The sequence below is a fragment of the Schaalia suimastitidis DSM 15538 genome (assembly GCF_000429105.1).
Lineage (GTDB): Bacteria > Actinomycetota > Actinomycetes > Actinomycetales > Actinomycetaceae > Pauljensenia > Pauljensenia suimastitidis.
Map to the genome: position 1 here is coordinate 130,493 of NZ_AUBF01000009.1, position 24,328 is coordinate 154,820.

The following is a 24,328-nucleotide window of genomic DNA, read 5'->3' on the forward strand; positions in this document are numbered from 1 at the left end:
GACCAACGTCGTGACTCGCTGGCAGACCAGCATCGTGACTTGCGAGCAGCGACCAGCATCGTGACTCGCTGGCAGACCAGCATCGTGACTCGCGAGCAGCGACCAGCATCGTGACTCGCTGGCAGACCAGCATCGTGACCAGCAATCAACAAACAGATTGGCCAAACGAATGACATCATTATCTCACGGTCCCACGCCGTGTATCTGGATCAACGGAGACGCAGCGCAGGCAGCGCGGTACTATGCTGACATTTTCCGCGATGTGACAATCGTTGACGCAGGTATTACCTCGGAAATCACCATCCACGGCCGCAAACTAGTGCTGCTGGGCGCAGACGCCACATATGCACCCAACCCGTCCATCAGCGGACTGCTCAACTTCGATCCGCTGCTCTTTGGAGGTGAAGCGCAGGCACGCCAATACCTCGACCATTGCTACGAGCACCTCAGTGAAGGTGGCGTACTTATGGAGCTGGGGCAGTACCCTTTCAGCGCGCACTACGCCTGGGTGAAGGACCGTTACGGTTTCACATGGCAACTGATGCTGACGAATCCTGAAGGCGAACCGGCACCCTTTGTGATCCCGGCCTTTATGTTCGGTGGTACCAACCACGGCAACTGTGAAGAAGCCACCGATCATTGGATCGCGACCCTTGGCGGTGAACGTAAAAGTATCGTCAGATACGACGACAACGGGCCGCTGGAAGCCGGTAGCGTCCAATTCACCAGTTTCACGCTGGCAGGCCAGTGGTTTGCCGGCATGGATTCGGGGACCTTCCACGACTTCACATTCACGCCCGGTGTTTCAATGATGCTTTTCACCGCTACTCAAGCTGGGTTGGACACGTACTGGGCGGCACTGTCACGTGTGCCCGAGGCTGAACGCTGCGGCTGGTGCATGGACCAGTGGGGTGTTTCGTGGCAGGTTCTGCCCGACACTATTGGCCAACTGATGGCTGACCCGATTACGAGGGGTCGCCTGATGGACATGGGTAAAATCGATCTGACTCAACTGGAGGCATAATGCAGTACCTGATCAGCGTCTACAATCCCGCAGGCGCACACGACGACGGCACGGTTTACGCCGACGAGGCCGCAATGCAAGCAGCATTTGCCCGCGTCGACGCATTCAACACTGCGTTACAGGAAGCGGGACAATGGGTGAGTGCTGCCGGGCTCATGCCGCCATCAACTGCGGTGAGCATTACTCCTGACGGTGAGGCGACGCCTGGCCCTTACGTTGAGGCGAGCCATTTCCTTGGCGGTTTCTGGATTGTCGAGGCAATCGACCTTGACGAAGCCACCGACATTGCGGGTCGCGCCGCAGCGGCATGTGGAAATACCGTTGAGCTGCGGCAAATGGCAGGCTGAATACATCTGACATCAAACCGTCGCCACGCAGTGCGTTTCCGCGTGGGGTAATGCGTAACAGAGCGTCAGACGTGGCGGCGGGCCAAATATTGAACCAAGGGCGAGCGTCGCACAATGGGGTTGCGTCACACGCAGAAGGGTATTAATTGTGGTCGAGGAATTTTGGGCGCGTGCCACTGCTGTCTGCGCCGATCTTAATCCGCTTTCCGAGGCGCCACCTGCCTGGGCATTCGGGGCTGGCTCCGAGCAGGCAAATCGGCTGGCCCAGCTGGTAGTTGATGGCGTAAAAACGGCGACCGCCTCGTATTTTGCTGACTACCTTGCTGAGGAAGAACCACTTCCGCACATCGGTGACCTGGGTATCGTGCTGGATGGCCAGGGGGTGCCTCGTGCCCTTATTCGCACGACCGAGGTTGATGTGGTGCCATTTGCTTTGGTTGGAGCCGATCATGCGCGCGCTGAAGGTGAGGGTGACGGCTCTATTCAGCAGTGGCGCGACTCCCATGAAGCATTCTGGCTTGCTCATTCGTCGGCCATTGCAGGCAATACTCACCGGATTGACGAAGCTGCCCTTATCGTGTGCGAACGTTTCACTGTGCTGTACGCGGAATAGGTGTGCGCCGGGTATGCCGAATGGGTGCGTGTTCGGGTGGGGGAGGAGCGTGCGTGTCTGGGCAGGCGATGTATTGGCGGGCGGGGCGAGCGTGCGTGCTCGGAAGTAACGGTACTCAGTGCCTTGGCAGCCGGTGCGTTGGGGCGTCGGTAGCTGGGGCGTTGGCCTGGTTTTGCGCCCCAAACGCTGGTTGAATGCGCCGACTTAGTTCGCTGCCGCCTCGGCGAGGCGCGCGAGGCCACGCTCAAAGTCAGCACCAATGCGCCCATCCATCTTCATGACAGAAAACATCACCTTCATCAGAAGGTTTTGTTTGCCCGTCATTTCCCACGTGACAACCGTGGATTCCTCACCTTGGACGGCAAGAGTGAAGTGGCTGCGGTTCAACGCTTTGAAAGGTTTGAGGAACTCAACGTCAACCTCAATCAATTCAGGCGTGTCAGTAACGACAGTCATGCGGCCGGAACCGGCCTCCTTGTTCCCCGACCATTCCATGCGCGCACCAACGCCAGCATCAGCACCGGAATAGGTTTGCGTCATCTGGGAGTCAATGTCTTGCCAGGGTGACCATTTTTCCCATTCATGCAGGTCGCGAATAAGTGCACGGACAGTGTCGATGGAAGCGGGGATCGTGGCAGAACGAGTCACTGAAAAAGTAGCCATCGGGCAAGACTAGCAGGACAAGGTGACGTGCGGGTGGTGAGGGGCTTTTCTGCGAGTACCAATCTGACAAAATTAGTTAAGGAGCCAGTCCATAATGGTTGGTACAAATGGAAAACACAGACAGATAAGCAGGACTTGTCCACAATCAAAACTGTCTTTGTTTTTGGTATTGGCTAGTTTTTGCCCAGGCTTGTCTAATCATCCATCGCGTTTATAGAACTTCTTGCGCAAAGGAAATGCGATTGCCATCAGGATCGTCGATATAACAGGTCAGAACGACCTCCCAATCCATTAGGTCACTTGGCTCTAAACCGTTGCTGGCAAGTTCTTCTTGTACTTTCTTAATGTCATCCACACCGAGGACAAGACTGGTTGGATTCCCTTCTTCTTGGGACAGTTGCAACCAAGCAGTCTCGGTCACGTGGTACTCCGCGATCCCTTCCATGGGGATGACATCAGGATCGCCCAGCCATTTTCTGTACCAGGCTAGGCTTGTTTCCAAATCCTTGACAGGAAAAATGGAGATGAGGCTTGTCACGTGTGATTTCATGTCGTTGCTCCTTCTTCAGTTCTCATATTAAAGCCCAAGGTTCGGGCTACCTAAAAGCGAGATCTTCGCACGCGATTTATCCAGATCGACATTGCCAAGATATCTCTTGCCTCTCATGTCAGTGGCACCGGATTTTTCTCTCACACACCTTATGGCACTTAGACCTTTCTGGCAGGCGGCCCGAAGGTGTGTGGGTTACTTTCTGACCGTCAAAATGCTCCCGGTCCAATGCCGCCGTGGGTTCTGTTGCCGCATTGCCTTACAGTCTGTCGGCCGCATGCTGCCGCGACGCTGCGCCATTGTGCCGTGGCATCGCGCTGTGTGACTGTGTGCTACTCCCACGCTGTGCCACCACACTGTGGCGCTGCCTCGTGTCGCTCTTGACCGAGATAGCACCGACCCTCGCATGGTTATTTGACAACTGAATGGTTGCGCGGGATCCTAAAGTCCTCACTGCAGTACGTGGCACAGCATTGACGCACGCGACCAAACTGCACACACCACGCTCACAAGAGGACACGTACCAATGGGTATCCTGGCACGCAATGGATTCGCCACCCGCCAACAAAGCGCCGCATTCTTCAGCGTCGTCTTTTCCGGACAACTCATCTATTCAGCCTTCGAATCCTTCAAAATACCTTTTTACGAGCGTCTCGTCACCTATTACGGGTTGAGTGACACACAATTTGGTCTGCTCTTTATGGCCCTTGGCGTCGCTGTCCTGTTCTATATTCCGGGCGGATGGGTCAATAACCGTTTCAACGTCCGCAGCCTCCTGATCGCGGGCCTTCTCTACCGCTGTGTGACGAGCCTGACGATGATCCTGCTCATCCCGCCGTTCCCCGTCATGTTCACCATTGCACTGAGCTGGGGCATCCTCGACGCTATCTTTTGGCCGGCTGTCGTCAAAGGCGTCGTCCTCTTTAGCGGCGAAAACAACAAAAGTATGGGCCTTGGCCTCCTGACAGCCCTACGAGCAGGCGGCGAAGCCACACTGAACGGTATCCTCATCGGCGTCATGGCACTACTTGGCGGCACCATGCTGGTGTTTAAGGCAGGCATGATCGTCTACGCATGCCTCACAGTGCCCATGGCCTACCTGGTTCACCGTTTCGTACCCGCTGACTCCGCCCACGCCTCGGTAAGAGGAGAAAGTAACGGCGCCCGGCAAGCAGACTCGGCCCGAGGCGGAGAGAATGGCGCCCGGCAAGCAGACTCGGCCCGAGGCGTAGGCACCGACAATCGGCAAGCGCTCGCTGGGCTTATGGCCACGTTGCGCATCCCCACCGTTTGGCTCGCTGGGCTGGTTGGACTATGTATTTACTGGGTCTACACCACCCTTGTTTACACCGCGCCGTACCTCATTCGGGTCCATGCGATGAATGCCGATATCGCGCCAATCTACACCACAGCCAATGCCATTCTCCTTGGCCTCGGCGGGGGAGTAGTGGGTGGTTGGCTTGCTGATCGGCTGATACGTTCTGCTTCGAAAACGATCTTCGTCACCCTCGCCGTTTCCGCCGCACTGCTGGCAGTACTTGCCTACGTTCCCGCGCGGCCCGGCTGGATGCTGACTGCAATTATCATCATGTCGTGTTTTGCCTTCGTGATCCTCATGGCGAAAGGGATTCAGCAGGCACCCATCGCCGAGCTTGCCTTGCCTGACACAATGCTCGGCTCTGCGATGTCGGTCAACTCCTTTATGGGATTTGCATGCATTCTGTGGGCGATGCCAGTCAATGGCATGATCCTTGACGCTTTCGAAGGTGAGCCTGCGACGGCATTCCGCATCATTTTCCTCATGATGGCAGGTGTCGCAGTCATTGGCGCGCTGAGCGCAGTATGGCTCCTGCGGCTGATCAAAGCCAAGCGCTAGGAGGCAGTGGCGGAGGCGTAACGAGGTAGGACGTCGCCCGTGGATGGGCCAGACGTCGCCCGTGGCAGCGCAGGACGCAGCTGCTGTGCCAGGGCTATGGCAGCGAACCTGCTGCTACGACAGTGCCGCTGCTACTGCTAGGCGGAGCGAGGCCTGGAACCGTGTCTCGCGCTCGTCAGCACTCATATCGTAGGAATGATCGAATAGGTGATCCGAGACTGTGAGAATCGCCAGTGCCTGCTTGCCGAACTCAGCTGCTACGCCGTAAAGAGCGGCAGCCTCCATTTCCACACCGAGCACACCGTAGGCCGCCAGTTTTTCAGTCTGTCCCTCGGGTGTGAAGTAGAAGTGGTCGCGGGAAATAATCGCGCCAGCATGAACCGTTGCGTCAAGTTCGTTCGCGGTAACGGCTCGTTGCGCTTCCTCCCACGCAGCATTGGCGAGGCGGAAATCAGCCACAGCGGAAAAATTCACACCGGGGATGCGTAGTTGGTTCATGGCAGAGTCCGTGTGTGCGCCAGTAGCAATAAGTACGTCGCCAACTTTTACCTGCGGTGCAATGCCGCCAGCTGTCCCCACACGAATAATGCGCTCAACGCCATACTGAGTAAAGAGCTCAGTGGCGTAGATAGAAGCAGAAGGTTGCCCCATACCTGAGCCCATCACGCTAAGGGGGTGACCATTCACGGTACCGGTGAAACCCAACATTCCGCGTACGTCGGTCACTTGACGAGGTGTATCAAGGATCAGTTCAGCAATACGCTTGGCGCGTTTCGGGTCCCCGGGCATGAGGACTGCGGGAGCAAAATCGCCAACTTCGGCGGAAATATGAGGGGTAGGCATACGGTGATCTCCTGTTCAAGCAAGCGGCATGGATGCCTGCGCGTTGTCCAAGGCGGCGCAACGGGTTGGAGCAAGTGTGCCACATTACCGGCTAATGTACCGCGCGAAGCGGGTTGTGCATCGAGACGGCCGACACGCTTCGGGATCTTCGCCAGCGCAATGGACGAAGCAGAACGCAGGTTCGATGCAACGCGATGTCTGTGAACGCACGCACCTGTGCAGGCAGCAATACGCGGCATTGCAGGCGACCATACAAGATGCTGTTAACCCAGCTTGTTCTAACGTATCCGCAAATGTAAAAACAAAGTAATTACGCCAATGTGAACGTTACCGAAAGAGTGTGGGTTACTCAGACGCCTTGTTGAAGATTTGACCCGTCTGGACGCTGTACCTAGGAGCCTGAGGTGACGCTTCTGTAAAAATGAGACGGTGAAAATCAGTACAAATGTAAAACGAGAGACATATTAGGGCTAATCGTCTCAAAATGGCCTGTGACCTGGAAATATGCGGAATGGCGTTAATGTTTTTAGTCAATGAATTGAGTGCGAAAAGTGAATAAAAGGGGTGATGCTGGTAACGATTTAATAACAGTGTGCCCCAGTTGGTCATTAGCACCCCAATTTATGAGGTACCGTTATCTACACGATCGCAACGGGGCAAATGCGTGACACTTCGTTAACGCTAACGAACCGGAGTGATAAGGCAGGCACAAGGCAGTACCTGGCACTTCAAGGGGTGAAACAGTGACCAACTTGCTTGAACTCAAGGGGATTTCAAAGACATTCCCCGGCGTCAAAGCACTGTCGGACGTAAATATCGATCTTCGCGCTGGAGAGGTCCTGGGTCTGTGTGGTGAAAACGGAGCCGGTAAATCGACTCTGATGAAGATCCTCACAGGCATCTACACGGCTGATCCAGGCGGCGAAATTTGGTTAAACGGCGAAAGAGTCGACGTCCGCGATCCAAACCATGCCCGAGACCTCGGTCTGAGTATCATTCACCAGGAACTGAATATCATTCCTGACCTGACTGTCGCTCAGAACTTGTATATCGGACGCCCGGGTTCCCACTCAGGTTCCCTTATCAACGACGCCAAACTTGTCCGCGATGCACGCGAACTTTTCGAGCGCCTCAATATGGATATTGATCCCACCGCCTACTGCCGTGACCTCTCCGTCGCGCGTCTGCAGATGGTGGAAATTGCCCGCGCGCTCTCCTTCGATTCCCGCATCCTGGTCATGGATGAACCGACTGCTGCATTGACGACGCAGGAAACCGAAACACTCTTTGGTCTGATCCGCGACTTCGTCACACCAGAAACCGCGCTGGTGTACATCTCCCACCGTATGCCAGAAATTGAAGAGATCACCGACCGCGTGTCCGTGCTCCGCGACGGCCAATACGTTGGCACCGTCAACACCAAGGAAACCGAAATGCGTCAAATCATCTCGATGATGGTTGGCCGTGAGGTTCCTGCAGATGCGCGTCCGAAGAATGCCCCTGCCACTGATGAAGTGGCCCTCAAAGTGACCGGACTGTCCACACGCAAACTTCTGAAGGATGTCTCCTTCGAGGTGCGTAAGGGCGAAATCTTTGGCTTCGCTGGACTCATGGGTGCAGGACGTACCGAAGTTGCACGCTGTGTTTTCGGAGCTGATCCACGCACTGCGGGCGAAATCCAAGTCCACGGAAAAACAGTGAGCATCGGCAGTGCACGTGACGGCGTGCGCGCCGGTATCGGATACCTTTCCGAAGACCGCAAACGCTATGGTCTGCTTTTGGACCAAGATGTCAAATTCAACACCGTCTTGTCCTCGATGGAAAACTTCTCGAAGGGCTCCATCCTCCAACACCGCAAGATCGTTCGTGAATCGCAAGAATACGTTGAAAAACTGCGTACACGTACCCCCTCGGTTGACCAACTCCTGCGCAACCTCTCGGGTGGTAACCAGCAGAAAGTCGTCATCGCCAAGTGGCTGCTGCGTGACTGCGATGTCCTCATCTTCGACGAACCCACACGCGGCATCGACGTTGGTGCGAAAGACGAAATCTACGAACTGCTGGAAACCCTTGCCGCAGCGGGTAAGGCAATTATCGTCATCTCCTCAGAACTACCAGAGGTCCTTCGCCTCTCACACCGTATTGCCGTCATGGCACACGGACGTATCATCGGCACCCTCAACAACGAGGAAGCCACTCAAGAAAACATCATGGAATTGGCCACCGTCGGCCAGGAACAAGCGAATGGAGCAGTCGCGTGAGGAACGCAGCAACTAAGGCAGCCCCTGAAAACTCCGTGGTTGTCGCCATCAAATCCCAGATGCAGCTGGTTATGGTCATGCTCGCACTGGTGGTCGTCTACGTGTTCTTCATGTTCGCGGCCCCCAACTTCGCGCAGTTCAAGATCCTGACCGACATCATCATGCAGGCCGCCTTCATGGGGGTCATGGCCCTGGGCGCCACTTTTATCATCGCCACCTCCGGTATTGACCTGTCGGTAGGCACCGGCATGACTCTTGTCGCAGTTGCCGCAGGTTTCTTCCTTTCAGAAGACGAAGGAAAATTCGCTCTCCCTCTGGCGGTGGGTCTACTCCTGACACTCCTTGTTGGCGCACTCATGGGTGCCATCAATGGCTTCAACGTTTCGGTCCTCGGCCTCCCACCGTTCATTGCAACCCTGGCAATGATGATGGTCGCACGCGGCCTCGCGCTGGTTCTGTCCAACAAGCAAACCATCTCCATTAAGAACCCGGGCTACATCTTCTTGTCAACGGGACAAATGATCCCCAACATTTCTAACGCAGCACTGATCTTCCTTGCACTGGCCATCGTTGCCGGCTTCCTCATGAATAAAACCCTTATCGGTCGCTACGCACTGGCGCTGGGATCAAACGAAGAAGCCACCCGCCTGTCAGGCGTGAATGTCCGCTTCTGGAAGATCATCATTTACGTCGTCGCAGGTATCTTTATGGCGATCGGCGCCATCCTCTACTCGGCACGCTTCGGCTTCGTCCAGCCCGCTGAAGGTGTTGGCTTCGAACTTAACGTCATCGCAGCCGTCGTCATTGGCGGCACCTCGCTTGCAGGTGGCCGTGCATCAATCTTCGGCACCGTTATCGGTGCACTCCTGATGGAGACCTTGAAGAAAGGTCTGACCATGATGGGTGTCGCAGCTGAATGGCAGCTCGTCGTCACCGGCATCGTCGTCCTCCTCGCGGTCTTTGTCGACAACGTACGTCGCGCTCGGGCCGCAACGGTCTGAGCTCCCATCAACGGACATCCCGTCCACCACAAAGATGTGGCGGAGTAACCGCTCCGTCATCCCACGAAAGGAACACAAATGCGCTCCATCGGACGTATCGTCGCCGCAGCTGCGGCGGGCACCCTGGCCCTTGGCCTAGCTGCATGTTCAAACACCAGCAGCACCTCCACAGAAACCGCTGCTGAAACCACCACCACGACGGAGACCACCACCACTGAAGGTGGAAAGATCATCCTCGTGTCCAAGGGCTTCCAGCACCGCTTCTGGCAGGCAGTGCGCGAAGGCGCTGAAGAAGCCGGCACCGAATTCGGCTACGAAATCGAGTTCATTGGTCCTGAAGACGAGACCAAGGTGACCGAACAGCTCAACCAGCTCCAAACCGCTCTGGACTCCGCACCAGCCGCCATCGGCTTCGCAGCTCTTGACTCCGGCGCAGCAGCACCGATCCTGGAACAAATCAAGGCCGCTGGCATCCCCGTCATCGCCTTCGACTCCGGTGTTGACTCTGACATCCCGCTCACCACTGTTCAGACCGATAACTACGCTGCTGCTCAGGAAGCAGCCAAGCACATGGTTGAACTCATCGGCGGCAAGGGCACTGTCGGCCTCATCTGCCACGACCAGACCTCACAGACCGGCAAGCAGCGTTGCGAAGGCTTCCAAGACTACATCAAGGAAAATGCTCCTGACGTGAAGGTTCTCGAACCTCAGGTCGCAGGTGAAGTTGGCCTGGCAGCAAACACCGCCAAGGCAATCATCGACGCGAACTCTGATATCTCCGGCATCTACGGCTCCAACGAGGCTGCTGCCACCGGCGCGATCCAGGGCGCTAACGAATCCGGCAAGGAAGGCCTGGTTGTTGTTGGCTTCGACTCCGGCAAGACCCAGATCGACGCCATCAAGGCCGGCACCCAGGCAGGCGCAATCACCCAGGCTCCCAAGCTCATGGGCTACAAGACCGTCGAAGCCGCTGTGAAGGCCATCAAGGGCGAATCCCTCGAAAAGATCATCGACTCGGGCTTCTACTGGTACGACAAGACCAACATTGACTCCGACGAGATCAAGGCAAACCTGTACGAGTGATCCGCACGCTAGTGCGCCACTGATGTACATCTGAGGTGGGGCAGACCTCAGTCTGCCCCACCTCAACCACAACTGGATCCGAGGGGTGATTAAAGCCCCCCGCTGACACCTGAGAAAGAGACGCAAGGGACATGACAAAGCACCCCCGTATCGGTATCCGCCCCACCATTGACGGCCGCCGCAATGGTGTACGCGAAAGCCTCGAAGACCAAACAATGGCAATGGCTCAACGCGTCGCCAAGCTCTACACCGAAAACCTCCGTTACCCCGACGGCGAACCTGTGGAAGTTGTCATCGCTGACACCACCATCGGCCGTGTTCACGAAGCACAAGAATGCGCCGCAAAATTCCGTCGCGAAAATGTTGGCCTCACACTCACCGTCACCCCCTGCTGGTGCTACGGCACAGAAACCACTGACATGGATCCGGCAATGCCGCATGCCATCTGGGGCTTCAACGGCACTGAACGTCCAGGCGCCGTCTACCTTGCTGCCGCACTGGCTGGTCATGCCCAAATTGGCATTCCCGCCTTCGGTATCTACGGCAAAGAGGTCCAAGATTCCGACGACGACACCATCCCTGAAGACGTACGTACCCGCCTCCTCGACTACGCTGTGGCAGGCCTTGCCGTCGCACAAATGAAGGGCGAAGCCTACCTGTCCATGGGGTCTGTTTCCATGGGCATCGCTGGTTCCGTCGTCGACCCCAATTTCTTTGGCGCCTACCTGGGTATGCGCAATGAGTACATTGACATGTCCGAATTCACCCGCCGCATCGACCGGGGGATCTACGACCCTGAGGAATACGAAAAGGCCTACGCGTGGATTCGTGAAAACCTCACCCAGGGTAAGGACTGGAACCCGCAGGACTGGCAATTCCCAGAAAAGCACGAGGAATGGTGGCAGTTCGTCACCAAGATGACCATCATCGGTCGTGACCTCATGGAAGGCAACCCTCGTTTGGCGGAACTGGGCTTCGTTGAAGAAGCAGGTGGCCACGGCGCACTTGCCTCCGGCTTCCAAGGCCAGCGTCAATGGACCGACCATTTCCCCAATGGGGACGTCATGGAAACGCTGCTCAACACCAACTTTGACTGGAATGGCAAGCGTAAGCCGTACATCATGGCCACCGAAAATGACTCCCTCAACGGTGCCTCAATGCTCTTTGGCCACCTGCTGACCAATACGCCGCAGATCTTCTCTGACGTGCGTACCTACTGGAGCCCTGAGGCAATCGAGCGTGTCACCGGCTGGAAGCCAGAAGGCCGCGCCGCTGTTGGCCTCTTGGACCTGCGTAACTCCGGTTCCACCACCCTTGACGGTGCGGGTAAGGCAGTGCGCGATGGCGAGCACGTCATCAAGCCCTGGTGGGAAATGACCGACGAGGATATCCAAGCCACCCTGGACGCTTCTACCTTCCACCCCGCGTCCACCGGATATTTCCGAGGCGGGGGCTTCTCTACCCACTTCCGTACCGAAGGCGAAATGCCAGTGACCATGTGCCGCATCAACCTTGTTGCAGGCAAACCCGTCATGCAGATCGCTGAAGGATGGACTGTGGAGCTGCCTGACGAAGTGGCCACCACTATCGAAGCGCGTACCAACATTGAATGGCCCACCACCTGGTTCGTTCCGAACCTCACCGGTGAAGGCGCATTCGCTTCCGTGTACGACGTGATGAACAACTGGGGTGCCAACCACGGTGCCATCAGCTACGGCCATATCGGCCACCAGCTCATCACACTGTGCTCAATGTTGCGTATCCCCGTGAATATGCACAACGTGCCCGAAGAGCGCGTATTCCGTCCCAAGGCATGGTCGCTGTACGGCACCGCTGACCTTGAAGGCGCCGACTATCGCGCCTGCGACACCTTCGGTCCGCTGTACCGCTGAGTCTCAGGTGGCCCGAGACACCCGTCTCGGGCCACCTCCGGACAGGCGCGACGTGTCTTGCCGACACCTGCACCGACCCAAGCATCGCCTCCCACCTCGTCACTGACGACGAAATACCTCAACCCGTTAAAACCGCGCTTACCCGCCGTTTGGTACGGCGAAGAAGCCCCAGCTTTCGGAGGGAATATGACCACCGTCCTCGCCGTTGACCTCGGATCTTCCTCAGGTCGTGTCCTCGCCGGCACACTGAACGACGGCCATATTGACGTCACCAACGTGCACCGCTTCAAACACGAAGCCACACGCGTTGACGGACACCTCGTGTGGGATCTTGAAACCATGTGGGCCGAAACCGTCAAGGGGTTGACCTTAGCCCTTGAACAATTCCCTGACGCTGAAAGCGTCTCAGTGGACACCTGGGGCGTGGACTTTGTTCCCCTTGACGCAAACGATCAGATCGTTGGTGCCACCCGCGCCTACCGTGATGAACGTACTGCACGCACTCACGACTCATTCCGCGCCCGTCTTGCGGACCGTGAATTTTTTGAACTGACCGGTATCGCACCGGCCACTATCAACACAGCCAACCAGCTCTACGCCCTCAGCGTCGAGGAGCCAGAGCTGGTTGCCGCGATCAACACTGTCCTATTACTACCGGATTACTTCGCATGGAAACTGTCCGGTGTCAAAGGGTGGTCGCGGACAATTTGCTCAACGTCCGGCCTATGCGAACCGGGCGCACCACGTTGGTCCGATGAAGTATTCGCCCGCCTTGGCCTGGACCGCACATGGGTGGGGGACCTTAACGACGACCTGACGGTGGTGGGCCCGTGCACGGTGCCCGGCCTCGAAAAGCTGACCGTAGTGCGCGGTGGCGCTCACGACACCGCCTGCGCTGTCCATGCCCTTCCCATTGACGAGGGTGTCGACGCGTGGTGGCTGAGCTGCGGATCCTGGTCGGTGCTGGGGGCAATGGAAGACCACGCAGTGACCAGCGACGCCGCCTTCGAGTTGGGGATGACTAATGAGTCGCGCACCGACGGCGGCGTGCGTCCGCTGTTCAATATCACTGGCATGTGGATCCTCCAAGAACTACAGCGCCAATGGGAACGCGAAGGTAACCCCACCGACACTGACGAACTTGTTGCGGCAGCACGTACGGTTGCCCCTCCAGCCGTTGTCATCGACCCTGACGATGAGCGCTTCGCGGAGCCAGGCGAAATGGTGCAAAAGATCGACACCTTCCTGGCTGAGCAAGGGGCGCCGACCCCGCAGAACGAAGCCGAGTACGTGCGCCTGGTGATTGAGTCCTTCGCACAGCGTTACGCACGCGGCATTGACGAGTTAGCTCAAATCATTGGGCGGCGACCTGAACAACTCAACCTTGTCGGTGGCGGTTCACGCAACCATCTGCTGTGCGACCTCACCGCCCAAGCTGCGCAGTTACGTGTTGTTGCCGGCCCCATTGAAGCCTCGATTCTGGGGAGCCTGCTGGCGCAATTTGAAATCCGCGGACACCTTGACCCTGCCGATCGCCCCCAGGTCATTGCTGCCACCGCCACAACCCACATCCACACGCCTCATGCCGACTAATCGGAGAATCTCCCAAGCGGATGTGGCGCGCATTGCGGGCGTCTCAACCAACACGGTGTCGCGTGTCGTGCGCGGCGACCCTGAGGTTGCGGACGCCACTAGGCGACGTATCTCGGCTCTCCTTGCCGAGGTCGATTACCGGCCCAATTTTGCTGCCCGTTCTCTGGCAACTAACAAAACAGGTGTCCTTCACGTGGCGTTGGCTGCACCAATGTTCCACGGACATGGACGAACCTTGCTGTCAGTGCTCAACGCTGCCGCGTTAGCTGGATTCAACGTGTCGATGTCGAATACGTGGAATGCTGAAGGCAATACCCAACGCGACATTGCGCCTTTTGACGTTGACGGTATTGTCATCCTCGGTGGGCAAGAGCCGACGATTGACTTGGCATTGCGCGCCGCAACGAAGGTTCCCACCGTGTTGCTGCTGGGATCGGAGCATGACCTTGATGGGGTATCCACCGTTGCAGTGGATAATGTTCGAGGCTCATACCTGGCCAGTAGTCACTTGCTGCGGATGGGCATCACCGACTTGGCTCACCTCGGTGGGCCAGGATCTTGGGGTGACTCCGGGAAACGCCAGAAAGGCTTCGAACAGGCCTGCCGCGAATTTGGTGTGAAGGCCCCTGTATTTCCGGCCGATTCGTGGAATGCGCGCGATGGGTACGATGCGGTGCGAAGTTTGCCGCGCTTGCCCGCTGGTCTTGTATGTGCCAACGACCAGCTAGCGATGGGGGCAATGCGTGCCATCGCAGAGTCGGGCGCGTTAATCCCCGGTGATGTGCGCGTCGTTGGCTTCGATGATATGGACGGTGCCGACTGTTTCCAACCGCCGCTGACGACGATTCGCCAGCCCTTTGACCGTGTGGGGCGTACCGCTGTGCGTCTCATTCGGCAAATGCTTGATGGTATAGAGGCGCAAGACATTTTGATCGAACCAGAATTGGTCATTCGGGCCAGTTCGTCCCACTGAAGACCCCACATTGAAAGGATACTGACATGCTGTACGGACCCATGACACACCCCCAATTCCTGCGTGCATTGGCCGCATCAGGCCATGGCTCAAAGATTCTGCTTGCTGACGGCAACTATCCTCACACCACTGGCGTGAATCCGAATTGCGAATTGGTTAGCCTTAACCTAGCTCCCGGTATGCTCACCGTCAGCCAGGTTCTTGAGGTTCTTAAGCGCACCATTCCCATTGAAAAAGCGGAAATTATGGTGCCCGAGGCAGATCAAGCACCAATTGAGATTCCTGCACATGACGAGTACAAGGCGGCACTGCCCGATGTTGAATTCGGTGAAATTGCGCGTTTTGCCTTCTACGATGCGGCTCGTAGTGAAGACGTGGGCATTATCGTGGCTACCGGTGACCAACGCCTGTATGCCAATTTGTTGCTGACTGTGGGCGTGCGTCAACCAGGACAGTGACGACCTTTCCGCAGTGGCGGTGAGCTCTTCACAAGACGTGGAACTCCTCGGAAGAGGTGGGCGACGAAATACTCGCCTGCCTTCCGAGGAGTTTATGTTGGCGACCGCGTGTGTTGCGGTACAGCGGCCACCGTCTAGCTGAGTGGCCCAGCGGTAGCGCTAATCGAGGCGGCGATTCGCCGGGTGGGTGACAAGGTGGCAGTTGGCAGCGCTGATCGAGGTGGCGATTCAGTGGGTGGGCGAAGATGTTGGCATCCAGAAGGGTATCGGCAACATGATGTGGAAGAAAAATATCCAACGTCACCACCACGATGAGCACCGAGCAAGGACTGTATCGAGGCATATTTGGCGATATTGTGCTTTCGTATTGAATCGAATGCGAAAGATGGTGGCAGCGTCGCTCCCTACAGCTAATTACTCATCCATATCGCCATGAATATGCTGAAAGTCCTATATTTTCGACACAGTATGTGAGGCGCCCCGCAGAAGGTTGGGCAATCAAATGTGACGGCGAGAACTTTCGTTTTATTCGCCTATTCTTGCCATAACGAAAACAAAAGTGATAAATTAGTGTCGTCAGCGAACGAAGGGGTGACACAATGACAAAGCAAGAGCGCGCGGCCCTTATCTTGGACCGTCTAGCTGCTCATGGTGAAGTCTCTGTCGCCGAACTCGCTGAAGAACTTGGCGTCTCCCTCGTGACAATTCGAACCGCACTCAAAGACCTCGAAGATGAGGGCTATCTTGTGCGAACTCACGGGGGAGCACGCCCCACCACCTACCGCAATATTCACCTGCGTCTGACCGACCGAGTCGAACAAAAAGAACGTATCGCCGCCGCAGCTGCCGCGATGGTTCGCGACGACGATCGCATCATGATTGAAGCCGGTACAACCTGCTCGCTCATCGTGAAATACCTGGCCAGCCGTCGTGGCGTCCAAATTGTCACCAACTCGGTCCTTGTATTTGCCAATGCGCGGTCCAACCCGAACCTCAACCTCACCCTCACCGGCGGACAATTCCGGCCAGAGTCGGAATCGCTTGTCGGACCGGTCGCAGAAAAATCTATTAATGCCTTCAACGCACGTATCGCCTTCCTTGGCACAGACGGCTTCACCGTTGAACGTGGTCTGACAACGCAACTCGTTGAAGGCGGACAAGTCGGGTCCCTCATGCGCGCCCGCGCAGAAGAAACCTGGCTTCTTGCTGACTCGTCCAAATACGGGCGAGCCGGCTTCGTAAGTTTCATGGACGTCGATCAGATCAGCGGCATCATCACCGATGACGAACTCCCGGTCGACCCCAGGGAAGAATTGGCCTCGCGTACCACACTACGCATCGTCTAGGAGGAAAAGAATATATGGCCACCATCGTGGTGATGCCCCAGTTGGGCAACTCCGTCGAATCCTGCATCATAATGTCCTGGGAGGTCGCAGTCGGAGACACTGTCGCCGTCGACCAAACCCTGTGCGCCATCGAAACCGATAAGGCGACAATGGACGTCCCCAGCACTGAAGCGGGCACCGTCCTGGCGCTCCTCGCTGAAGAAGGCGACGAAGTGCCGGTCAAAGATCCGCTCGTCATCATTGGCGAGGCCGGTGAAGATATCTCCGCACTCCTTCCCAACGCAGGTGGTGACGCAACCCCCGCCGCTGCGCCAACAGGCACCGAAAGCCCCGCGGCTGCAGCTCCCGCCGCCCCCGCACCAGCGTTTGCTACCGCTGCCAACGATGGCGCCGTTTCGCCTCGTGCCCGCAGCCTCGCTGCCTCCGCAGGTGTTGACACCGCAGCCATCACCGAAGGCAGCGGACCCCACGGTCGCGTCATCGAACGCGACGTGCAAGCACATATCGCCGCAGGACCTGTACTCACCTCAGCAGCACAGGTAACAGGTGGAAGCGCTGCACAAGGCACCGGCATCGGTGGCCGCGTCACCACCGCCGACCTCGCGGCAGCGCCAGCATCAGCTACACCCGCCGCTGCGGTAGCAATCCCCGCCGCCGAATTCCCCGGCGCATCCACCTCGACACCACTCAAGGGCGTGCGCAAGGTTGTGGCTGAACGCATGATGGCATCCCTTGCAGAAACCGCACAGCTGTCCTACACCGTCAGCGCCAACGCAGCGGGCCTGCTCGCCATGCGTAAGAAGCTGAAGAATGCTGACGAAAGCCTGGGACTCAACGGCATCACCATCGGTGATCTTGTTGGCTACGCACTTGTGCGTACCCTCGTGAAATACCCCAGCTTCAACTCCCACCTGGAAGGCGGTGTTTTCACCACCTTCGAACAGGTACACCTAGGATTTGCTGCCGACACGCCGCGTGGTCTGCTGGTCCCCGTCGTGCGGAGCGCTCAAGCAATGAGCCTCAAGCAGTTCTCCGCTGCCTCCAAGCAACTTGCCGCTGAAGCGATCGACGGCAAGATCAACCCTGAACTGCTGTCGGGTGGAACCTTCACCGTGTCAAACCTGGGATCGTTTGGCGTAGAAACCTTCACCCCCATCATTAACCGCCCGCAAACGGCAATCCTCGGTGTCGCCGCCATCACCCCACGCCCCGTGGTCAAAGCTGACGGCAGCATCGGTGTCGAACAGCGTATCGGTTTCTCCCTCACCGCAGATCACCAAGTGATTGACGGTGCCGATGCCGCGCGCTTCCTGCGTGACCTCGTGTCGGCCATTGAAAATATCGACGTCACCGTGCTGGCCTGAAAGCCAACAGGTAAATAGGAGTAAAAACTCATGACTCAGACCCATTTTGACGTCATTGTCCTTGGCGCAGGCCCAGGTGGATACCTTGCCGCCGAGCGGCTTGGCCACGCCGGAAAAAAAGTTCTCCTCATCGAAGAAATCGCCCTAGGCGGTACCTGCCTCAATGTGGGCTGCATCCCCACCAAGACCCTACTGAACGGCGCGAAGAATTATTTACACGCCAAAGAAGCAGGACAATTCGGGGTGGATGCCACCGGCGTAACCTACGACTGGGCACGGATGCAAGAGTGGAAGAACCAAGTCGTTGCTGGACTTGTTGGCGGTGTGGGCGCCGCCGAACGCAAAGCAGGCGTGAAAGTTATCAACGCCCGCGGACACTTCGATGGCCCAGGTAAGGTCACTGCTGACGGTGTCACCTACACCAGTGACCACGTCATCATTGCTACCGGCTCAGTGCCAGTGATGCCGCCGTTGCCTGGCGCTGCAGATAACCCAGCTGTCGTGGACTCTACGGGTATCCTCTCCCTTGACGAGGTGCCTTCCCGTCTGGCAGTTATCGGCGGTGGCGTTATCGGCGTGGAATTCGCTTCACTCTTTGCCACTCTCGGCTCTGAGGTGACCGTCATTGAAATGGCACCTGAAATCCTGCCATTCATGGACGACGACATGGCAGCCCAGCTCCGTGGCGCCATGAGCAACATTACGTTCGAATTGGGCTGCAAGGTGGAAAGCCTCGACGGAGCATCAGTGACCTATAGCAAAGATGGCGAACATAAGGTCCTTGAAGCTGACGTCGTCCTCATGGCCGTGGGGCGTCGCAGCGCCACCACCGGCTGGGGCGCCGAAGAAGCGGGCCTAGAAATCAACCGCGGAGTTGTCGTCGACGATCGTATGCGCACGAACCTGCCGAATGTGTGGGCTATCGGGGATGTCACCGGCCGCTCGCTCCTGGCACACGCCGCCTACCGCATGGGTGAAATTGCTGCAGCAAATATCCTTGACCCCCAGGCCCACCGCCGAGGCGAAGTGATGCGTTGGCACACCGTGCCGTGGGCTGTGTACTGTCTGCCCGAAGCCGCTGGTGTCGGCCTGACAGAATCTCAAGCAAAGAAAGAAGGCCGCGACGTTCTCGTGGCAAAAGTACCGGCACAAATGTCGGGCCGCTTTATTGCCGAAAACGGGTTCCGTGCACCCGGTAGCGCCAAAATCATCGTTGACCCCACGACACACCAGGTCCTCGGTGTTCACGTCCTAGGCGCTTACGCAGCCGAAATGATCTGGGGCGCACAGGCAGTCCTCGAAATGGAACTCACCGTTGAAGACCTCCGTCAAGTCGTCTTCCCTCACCCAACTGTCTCCGAAGTTATTCGTGAAGCCGCTTGGGCCGTCAAACTCTGAATCACACCCCATTTGATAGGAAAAATCGACAATGACTAAGTCCCTTATCGTAGACCCGGCAAAGGTGCGCGCACGCGGTAGCCTCAAGCTCCCGGAAATCCCGCTCAATGCCTACGAATTCAACCTTGACACCGAGGTTGGTCGCTACGGAAAAGACGGCATGGTTCGCATGCTTCACGACATGATCGTCGTGCGTGTCTTTGAATCCATGCTTGACTCCATCAAGAAGACCGGCGAATGGCAAGGCATCGCCTACAACCACGCAGGTCCCGCTCACCTGGGTATCGGCCAAGAAGCCGCCTACGTTGGTCAGTCCTTCGTCTTGAGCCCCGACGATCAACTTTTCGGCTCGCACCGCTCCCACGGCGAAATCCTCGCCAAGTGCTACTCAGCAATGCGACAGATCGAAAATGGCAAGCTCGAAGACATCATGAAGAGCTTCCTTGGCGGAGAAACCCTGTCATTTGCTGAAAAAATCGACTACGCCGACACCAAAGAACTCACCGAAAACTTCATCCTCTTCGGCGCACTCGCTGAAATCTTCGCCCGCAAGGCCGGCTTCAACCGCGGCCTGGGCGGCTCCATGCACACCTTCTTCCTGCCCTTCGGTTCCTACCCGAATAACGCCATCGTCGGCGGCTCAGCCCCAGTGGCCAACGGTGCTGCATTATTTAAGCGCATCAACCGCAAGCCCGGCATTGTGATCTCCAACATTGGTGATGCCTCCATGGCCTGCGGTCCCGTGTGGGAAGCCATGAACTTCGCGACCATGGACCAGTTCGCCACCCTGTGGCGTGAAGAAGACGGCGGCTACCCGCCGATCCTGTTCAACTTCTTCAACAACTTCTACGGCATGGGTGGCCAAACCTTCGGTGAAACCATGGGCTACGAAGTCCTCGCTCGCGTGGGCGCCGGCCTTAACCCCGAAGCCATGCATGCTGAACGTGTCGACGGCATCAACCCCCTCGCCGTTGCAGACGCCACCAGCCGCAAGAAGAAGATCCTCGAAGAAGGACGCGGCCCCGTCCTCATGGACACCCTCACCTACCGCTTCTCTGGCCATTCGCCGTCGGACGCCTCGTCCTACCGCGAAAAGGACGAAGTGGCACTGTGGGAAGAGATCGACTGCATCAAGTCTTACTCCGAACTTCTCATCAGCAACGGCCTGACCACCCAGTCCGATATCGACGACTACACAGCAGCCTTCACCGAGAAACTCGTCAAGGTTTTGCGCCTAGCCACCGACGAAGAAAACTGCCCGCGTATCGCCGACGGCTACATCGAAACCGTCATGTTCTCCAATACCCCCACCGAGGCAATGGAGGAAGGCGAAGCAGAAATTGACCTTGAAGACAACCCGCGTATCAAGGCCATCGAAAAGAAGATTCGCAGCGCCTACGACGAAAACGGCAAGCCCGTTTCCAAGATGAAGATGTTCCAATTCCGCGACGCACTCTTCGAATCCCTTATCCACCGCTTCTCCATTGACCCGACGATGGCAGCCTGGGGTGAAGAAAACCGTGACTGGGGTGGCGCATTCGCCGTTTACCGTGGACTCACCGAAGCCTTGCCGTACCGTCGCCTCTTCAACTCGCCGATCGCTGAAGCCTCCATCGTGGGTGCCGGGGTTGGCTACGCGATGGCCGGCGGCCGCGCAGTCGTTGAACTCATGTACTGTGACTTCCTGGGCCGCAGCGGCGACGAAGTCTTCAACCAGATGGCCAAGTGGCAATCCATGTCCGCTGGCCTGCTGAAGATGCCACTGGTCCTGCGCGTTTCCGTGGGCAACAAGTACGGTGCACAACACTCCCAAGACTGGACAGCACTGACTGCCCACATCCCAGGTTTGAAAGTCTTCTTCCCGACCACGCCCACCGACGCCAAAGGTATGCTGAACCTCGCGTTGCGCGGCACCGACCCGGTCGTCTTCTTCGAGTCCCAACTCCTGTACGACAAGGGTGAAGAATTCGAACCCGGTGGCGTACCGACCGGCTACTACGAGACACCCGAAGGTGAACCCGCCATTCGCCGCGAAGGCACCGACATCACCATCGCCACCATTGGCGCGACCGTCTACCGTGCGCTGGCAGCTGCCGACATCCTTCAAGAGAAATACGGTATGAGTGCTGAGGTCATCGACCTGCGCTTCATCGCACCGCTGAACTACGACAAACTTGTCGCATCAGTGAAGAAAACCGGACGTCTTCTGCTGTCCTCCGACGCTGTCGAACGCGGCAACTTCCTACACACAGTTGCCACCAACGTTCAGGCACTTGCCTTCGATGCGCTCGACGCCCCGGTTGCAGTGGTGGGATCACGCAACGGCATCACCCCCGGACCGGAACTGGAATCCTACTTCTTCCCACAGCCTGAATGGATGATCGACGCCATCCACGAACGCATCGTTCCGCTGCCCGGGCACGTTCCCAGCACCAACCAAACCGAAGGCGAAATCGCCCGACGTAACAAACTGGGAATCTGACCTCAGCATGTGGGCTGGGTGGACACCGCGCCACCCAGCCCACATCACCCACCTGAAATAGCGCCGGTAATAATCGTGAGCGCCCAACGGCGCTGAGCGTCACCCGGCCTTCCTCGAAAAACCTGCAACTCCGCCTCGTCACTGGAAGGACAGCAACGATGGAGCCCACTAACGACCCCACACTGAGCCCGGCTGAGCGCATCGAAGCGCTCCGCGAAGTCGCCGCATGCGAAACCTTTCCCAGCTGGGTTGCCGAATCCAATAACCATATTCACACCTGCTATTCTTTCAGCCCCTACACTCCCGCAGGCGCTGCCCTTGGTGCGCGACGTGCGGGCCTGCGTGTCGTTGGCTCCGTGGATCACGACTCCATTGGCGCCGCCGCAGAAATGACCGAGGCCACGCGGATCTTGGGCATGGGCTCAGTGACCGGCTTCGAATGCCGCGCATTCTTTGACCCTGAAGGCCCCTTCGCCTCAAAGAAGCTCAATAACCCTGACTCGGCAGGTATTGCCTACATGACCATCCAAGGTGTGCCCGCCCCCGCCCGCGACAGTGTCGCCGCATGGCTCACACCGAAGCGTGAGGCACGGCTGCTTCGCACCCTTGCGATGGCAGATGCTGCTAACGAGATCCTCGAAGGCCTTGGTTTGGCCCCCTTTGACCCACAGGCCGACATGGTCGACATCAGCCAATTCGCCAACGGTGGTGGCATTACCGAACGGCATCTGCTGGCCGCAATGGCAGGCGCACTTATCCGCGGCTTTGGACGTGGAGAATCATTGGTGCGTGGACTGGTGTCGATGGGCGTCAATATTCCAGCTCCGCTCGCAGGTGCGCTGGGCGATGAAGAAAACCCACACCTGATGTACGACCTGCTTGGTGTCCTCAAATCTGAATACCTCGATCGCATCTTTATCCAACCCACCGACGAATTACCCACTACTGAAGAGGTTGTGACATTCGCCGATTCAATTGGAGCGATCGCCACCTACGCTTACCTTGGTGACGTATCTGCCTCACCCACAGGGGACAAGAAAGCCGAAAAATTTGAAGACGATTTCCTCGATGAGCTGGTAGCTGCCGCAGCAGATCGTGGTTTGCGTGCCATCACCTACATGCCGCCGCGGAACACCCCGGAGCAGTTGCGTCGCGTCCACGAACTTGCCGTTCGCTACGGAATGCTGGAAATATCGGGTGTTGATATCAACCAGCCACGCCAATCCTTCAACTGCCCCGAACTGCGGCGCCCTGAATTTGCCGACCTCAACGAAGCTACGTGGGCGCTCGTGGCTCATGAAGCCCTCGCCAGCGTCGATGCGTCGCTGACCTTGCTTGGCGAAGGGCGCCTCGCCCCCGAGACCCTTGCCGCACGGATTCGTGACTACGCACCACTTGGACGTGCTTACGCCGACGGCGCCGATGCGCGCGAACTCGCCGAAAAAGCTACCCGCGCCTGAGCCAACCGATGTCAGAGCGTGTCTGCACAACAGCACACACCTCGTGAAAGGAAAGATATGAGCAACGCACCCGAAATAAGGGGACTATTCCTCCAGGCGCTGGGCCGCCCCGTCCTCGTGCGTCCCAGCGACAAAACCGCGACCCTCACATTGCCAGAGGATCTGGCCACCGCCTCGCTGAACAATGTTGAACTTCCCGTGGTCGTATCGTCAGGTAATGAGGTGTACGAGGTGACAGCCACCCACCGCACCGAACGGGAAATCTCTGGTCGCGTAGCCCTGGTGACAGGCGGCGCACAAGGTTTTGGCGCCGAGATTGCCAAAGGCCTCGTGGATCAAGGATGCTTCGTCTTTATCGCCGACCTCAACGCTGAGGGTGCGGCAGCGAAATGCCAGGAGCTGGGTCCAGATACAACACACCCGATCGCTGTTAATGTCGCCGACGAAGAGTCAGTTGCCGCCATGGTGGCTGAGGTGGAAAAGGTTGCAGGCGGGCTTGACCTTGTCGTATCCAACGCCGGTATTGTGCGCGCAGGATCGGTTTTAGAACAGGACGCTGCTGCGTTCCGCCTGTCCACCGACATTAACTACGTGGCATTCTTCCTTGTCACGAAGCACCTTGGTGGCCTTCTGGCTCGCCAGCACCGCACCAGCCCAGCGTGGCTTACCGACATTATTCAGATTAACTCCAAGTCCGGTCTGGTCGGATCCAATAAGAATGGCGCCTACGCCGGATCGAAATTCGGTGGCATTGGCCTAGTGCAGTCCTTCGCCCTAGAAATGGTGGAGCACGGCGTCAAAGTGAATGCCATTTGCCCAGGCAATTTCTACGATGGGCCACTGTGGTCAGATCCCGAAAAGGGGCTTTTCGTCCAGTACCTGAACTCTGGAAAGGTTCCAGGTGCGCGCACCGTTGCTGACGTCAAAGCCTTCTACGAATCGAAGGTCCCGATGCGTCGCGGCGCCACCGGCATTGACGTGCTGCGCGCCATCTACTACATCGTTGAACAAGCCTATGAAACTGGCCAGGCGGTGCCCGTCACCGGCGGCCAAGTCATGATGAATTAGCCCTTTGCCATCCGGCCCTTCGACTCATATAAG

The 24,328-nt window shown here is 57.5% G+C and carries 20 protein-coding genes; 17 read left to right on the forward strand and 3 right to left on the reverse strand.

Annotated elements, in window-relative coordinates:
- Positions 1–169 precede the first annotated feature (169 nt).
- The 3 genes from G438_RS0104815 to G438_RS0104825 all read left to right on the forward strand — a co-directional run bounded on the left by G438_RS0104815 (position 170) and on the right by G438_RS0104825 (position 1,984).
- Positions 170–1,024, forward strand: coding sequence for a VOC family protein (locus G438_RS0104815; protein WP_026460365.1), 855 nt, complete (start codon positions 170–172; stop codon positions 1,022–1,024).
- Complete coding sequence (locus G438_RS0104820; RefSeq protein WP_131245778.1) at positions 1,024–1,371, forward strand: YciI family protein; 348 nt, start codon at positions 1,024–1,026, stop codon at positions 1,369–1,371. Before G438_RS0104815 ends, G438_RS0104820 begins: the two co-directional genes overlap by 1 nt.
- Before the next feature lie 148 nt (positions 1,372–1,519).
- A complete protein-coding gene (locus G438_RS0104825; RefSeq protein WP_051259308.1) occupies positions 1,520–1,984 on the forward strand; it encodes an ASCH domain-containing protein in 465 nt (154 codons plus the stop codon).
- A gap of 204 nt (positions 1,985–2,188) precedes the next feature.
- Here the strand turns inward: G438_RS0104825 and G438_RS0104830 are convergent, their stop codons facing one another.
- Positions 2,189–2,647, reverse strand: coding sequence for an SRPBCC family protein (locus G438_RS0104830; protein ID WP_026460368.1), 459 nt, complete (start codon positions 2,645–2,647; stop codon positions 2,189–2,191).
- A 211-nt stretch (positions 2,648–2,858) separates the two neighbouring features.
- Positions 2,859–3,197, reverse strand: coding sequence for a VOC family protein (locus G438_RS0104835; protein WP_026460369.1), 339 nt, complete (start codon positions 3,195–3,197; stop codon positions 2,859–2,861).
- Between the two features lie 526 nt (positions 3,198–3,723).
- Here G438_RS0104835 and G438_RS10880 point away from each other — a divergent pair.
- Positions 3,724–5,073: an MFS transporter gene (locus tag G438_RS10880; protein WP_051259309.1), complete on the forward strand. Its 1,350-nt coding sequence runs from the start codon at positions 3,724–3,726 to the stop codon at positions 5,071–5,073.
- Between the two features lie 114 nt (positions 5,074–5,187).
- On the opposite strand, the gene deoD is transcribed toward G438_RS10880, so the two are convergent.
- The gene (gene deoD, locus G438_RS0104845; protein WP_026460370.1) at positions 5,188–5,916 is read right to left on the reverse strand and encodes a purine-nucleoside phosphorylase; all 729 of its coding nucleotides are present in this window, start codon (positions 5,914–5,916) and stop codon (positions 5,188–5,190) included.
- Positions 5,917–6,659: 743 nt separating this feature from the next.
- Here deoD and G438_RS0104850 point away from each other — a divergent pair.
- From G438_RS0104850 to G438_RS0104910, 13 genes are all read left to right on the forward strand, one after another.
- Complete coding sequence (locus G438_RS0104850; protein WP_026460371.1) at positions 6,660–8,177, forward strand: sugar ABC transporter ATP-binding protein; 1,518 nt, start codon at positions 6,660–6,662, stop codon at positions 8,175–8,177.
- Positions 8,174–9,178 carry an ABC transporter permease gene (locus G438_RS0104855; protein ID WP_026460372.1) on the forward strand — a complete coding sequence of 335 codons (1,005 nt, stop codon included), beginning with the start codon at positions 8,174–8,176 and terminating at the stop codon, positions 9,176–9,178. Before G438_RS0104850 ends, G438_RS0104855 begins: the two co-directional genes overlap by 4 nt.
- A gap of 78 nt (positions 9,179–9,256) precedes the next feature.
- Positions 9,257–10,261 carry an ABC transporter substrate-binding protein gene (locus tag G438_RS0104860; RefSeq protein WP_026460373.1) on the forward strand — a complete coding sequence of 335 codons (1,005 nt, stop codon included), beginning with the start codon at positions 9,257–9,259 and terminating at the stop codon, positions 10,259–10,261.
- A 131-nt stretch (positions 10,262–10,392) separates the two neighbouring features.
- Positions 10,393–12,153, forward strand: coding sequence for an L-fucose isomerase (locus G438_RS0104865; protein WP_026460374.1), 1,761 nt, complete (start codon positions 10,393–10,395; stop codon positions 12,151–12,153).
- A 186-nt stretch (positions 12,154–12,339) separates the two neighbouring features.
- A complete protein-coding gene (locus G438_RS0104870) occupies positions 12,340–13,746 on the forward strand; it encodes a rhamnulokinase (RefSeq protein WP_026460375.1) in 1,407 nt (468 codons plus the stop codon).
- Positions 13,736–14,719: a LacI family DNA-binding transcriptional regulator gene (locus G438_RS0104875; protein WP_034285210.1), complete on the forward strand. Its 984-nt coding sequence runs from the start codon at positions 13,736–13,738 to the stop codon at positions 14,717–14,719. The genes G438_RS0104870 and G438_RS0104875 overlap by 11 nt, the downstream gene beginning before the upstream one ends.
- Positions 14,720–14,745: 26 nt before the next feature.
- Positions 14,746–15,177: an RbsD/FucU family protein gene (locus G438_RS0104880; RefSeq protein ID WP_026460377.1), complete on the forward strand. Its 432-nt coding sequence runs from the start codon at positions 14,746–14,748 to the stop codon at positions 15,175–15,177.
- Between the two features lie 599 nt (positions 15,178–15,776).
- Positions 15,777–16,523 (forward strand): DeoR/GlpR family DNA-binding transcription regulator, encoded by a 747-nt coding sequence (locus tag G438_RS0104885; RefSeq protein WP_026460378.1) that lies wholly within the window; start codon positions 15,777–15,779, stop codon positions 16,521–16,523.
- Between the two features lie 14 nt (positions 16,524–16,537).
- On the forward strand, positions 16,538–17,887 hold the full coding sequence (locus G438_RS0104890) for a dihydrolipoamide acetyltransferase family protein (protein ID WP_026460379.1): 1,350 nt from the start codon (positions 16,538–16,540) through the stop codon (positions 17,885–17,887).
- Between the two features lie 30 nt (positions 17,888–17,917).
- Positions 17,918–19,285, forward strand: a complete 1,368-nt coding sequence (gene lpdA / locus G438_RS0104895) for a dihydrolipoyl dehydrogenase (RefSeq protein WP_026460380.1) — start codon at positions 17,918–17,920, stop codon at positions 19,283–19,285.
- A gap of 31 nt (positions 19,286–19,316) precedes the next feature.
- On the forward strand, positions 19,317–21,767 hold the full coding sequence (locus G438_RS0104900) for an alpha-ketoacid dehydrogenase subunit alpha/beta (RefSeq protein ID WP_026460381.1): 2,451 nt from the start codon (positions 19,317–19,319) through the stop codon (positions 21,765–21,767).
- Between the two features lie 158 nt (positions 21,768–21,925).
- Complete coding sequence (locus G438_RS0104905) at positions 21,926–23,227, forward strand: hypothetical protein (protein ID WP_026460382.1); 1,302 nt, start codon at positions 21,926–21,928, stop codon at positions 23,225–23,227.
- A 57-nt stretch (positions 23,228–23,284) separates the two neighbouring features.
- On the forward strand, positions 23,285–24,295 hold the full coding sequence (locus tag G438_RS0104910) for an SDR family NAD(P)-dependent oxidoreductase (RefSeq protein WP_026460383.1): 1,011 nt from the start codon (positions 23,285–23,287) through the stop codon (positions 24,293–24,295).
- The last annotated feature ends 33 nt before the right edge of the window (positions 24,296–24,328 follow it).